We start from the raw sequence: 1,994 nt of genomic DNA, 5'->3' as shown, positions 1-1,994 counted from the left end.
AAGTTCTTTTTGCAATTATTCTCGTGAGGTCTTCTTTTAACTACATAAAATTGTAACCACTGGTTTTAAGAGTAGTGTATCATCCCAAATCATATAATTAATTGACTGCGATTGTTATAAAACTCACGGTAAGCCATATAACTAGCAATAAATGAAGAAATCGCAGTAACTGAAATCAACATAAACATCACAACAATTTGGTAACGAATCGCTTGAACAGGATCAATTCCCGCAAAAATCAACCCTGACATCATACCTGGTAGGCTGACAAGTCCAACCGTTTTTGTTCGGTCAATAGAAGGAGCCATGCCCGTTTTGACGCTTTCTCTTACAATACTCATGGACGCTTGTTTTTTATTGGCTCCCAATGCCAATTTTTCCAATACCTGTTGGCGTTGGTCCGTAAATTTTGAATTCAAAGACCGATAGGTCACTCCAATCGCAGTCATGGCGTTGCTGGCAATCATGCCTGTAATTGGAACGATTTGGGAAGGGGTCCAGTCAATGACTCCTGAAAAAACAAGAATGAGTAAGGACAAGGCTGTTCCTACTCCAATAGCCGTCGTTGAAATTTTAAAAGAGCGGTTGATCCCCTCACTGCGTGTATAGGCGTTATAAGAAGCGTTGAACACAATGAACAAAACCATCGCTAAAGTGAGAAAGTTGTTATCCACTCGTAATACGTAGCTCAATACATATCCAATAAGGAATAATTGAACGACAGCGCGAATTCCCGCAATAAAAATGTCGTTTCCTAATCCCAATTTCTCTTTGTAATCAATCAACAAGGCAACTATCAAGAGGACAGAGGATAAAAGCAAAGAAAGATTACTGATTTCCAAATTGTTTGTCATTTCGATTCCTCCATTTTTCCACCTTTGATAGTAATCAGACGAGAAGCTTGGTCGATTTCTTCCTGGTTGTGAGTGACGGCCAACACCGTAGTTTGTTGGTCTTTCATCATGTCTCGGACTAAATCAAGGACAATCGCTCTGTTTTCTTGGTCCAATGAACTTGTAACTTCATCCAGGAGCAACACTTTTCGGTTGATACATCAAATTTCGGACCAATGCAACCCGTTGTTTTTCCCCTCCTGATAGTTCCTTGACCTCTTTCGATAAGTAAGTTTCAGGTATTTGAACTCGTTCTAACAATTTTTTTGCACGTTCCCGATCAAATCCTTCTTCTCTTATGCGGGCAGGAAAAGACAAGTTCTCTTGAACTGTCTCATCGAATAGAGAAGTGTTTTGAAAGAAATAAGAGACTTCTTTTCTATACTCCACAGGATCGATTTTTTGCAGATCCGTACCTCGATAATAAATTTTTCCGGAAGTTGGGGAAAGCAGCGTACCAATTAATTTCAAAAGGGTACTTTTTCCACTTCCAGAAGGACCAGAAAAAACAATCACTTCCCCTTTGTTTACTGTAAAAGAGATATCTTGAAGGATTTGGTTTCCGTTTGCCTGAAAACCAACCTTCTCTAATTGAAACAATGAATCACTCATACCACTTCTCTCCTTTATAAAAAAGCCCTGCACCAGTGGACCATCCATACGGGTGCAGGGCTTTTGTTTCATCCTAGTGTACCTCAGTGTTCGTTTGGATCGTTTTTGGCGTCTTCATGAGTAGGGTGAACCGTTCCTTCAAGGTGATCTGGACCAGCATAAATGGTATACAGTCTGAGCGGCTTATCACCGGTGTTTTCGATGTTGTGCCACATGTCCGCCGGAACAAATACGGCGTCATCATCCATCACTTTTTGTTGAACATGTAAGTTATCTTTAGAAGGCCCCATTTTACACACGCCTTCTCCTTCTTCAATACGGATAAATTGGTCAATGCCTTCGTGCACTTCCAAACCGATGTCATCGCCCGGTTGAATGGACATTACGGTGACTTGCAGTTTACTGCCTGTCCAAATGGTCGTCCGGTAATTATCATTTCCTGTCGTGGCGTCTTCAATATTAATGATATACGGCTTCTTCCCATGATCC

2 protein-coding genes and 1 pseudogene are annotated in these 1,994 nt (G+C 40.9%); all 3 read right to left on the bottom strand.

Annotated features, from left to right (window positions below; genetic code table 11):
- Positions 1-89 precede the first annotated feature (89 nt).
- Positions 90-854 carry an ABC transporter permease gene (locus HMPREF9088_RS11020; RefSeq protein WP_007209335.1) on the bottom strand — a complete coding sequence of 255 codons (765 nt, stop codon included), beginning with the start codon at positions 852-854 and terminating at the stop codon, positions 90-92.
- Positions 851-1,505 (bottom strand): annotated as a pseudogene (locus HMPREF9088_RS11015) (ABC transporter ATP-binding protein). Before HMPREF9088_RS11015 ends, HMPREF9088_RS11020 begins: the two are co-directional and overlap by 4 nt.
- An 83-nt stretch (positions 1,506-1,588) precedes the next feature.
- On the bottom strand, positions 1,589-1,994 hold a 406-nt coding region (locus HMPREF9088_RS11010; RefSeq protein WP_007209332.1), incomplete at its 5' end, for a cupin domain-containing protein.

This window comes from Enterococcus italicus DSM 15952, from assembly GCF_000185365.1.
Taxonomy (GTDB): domain Bacteria; phylum Bacillota; class Bacilli; order Lactobacillales; family Enterococcaceae; genus Enterococcus_G; species Enterococcus_G italicus.
This window is presented reverse-complemented; position numbering and strand designations above follow the sequence as displayed.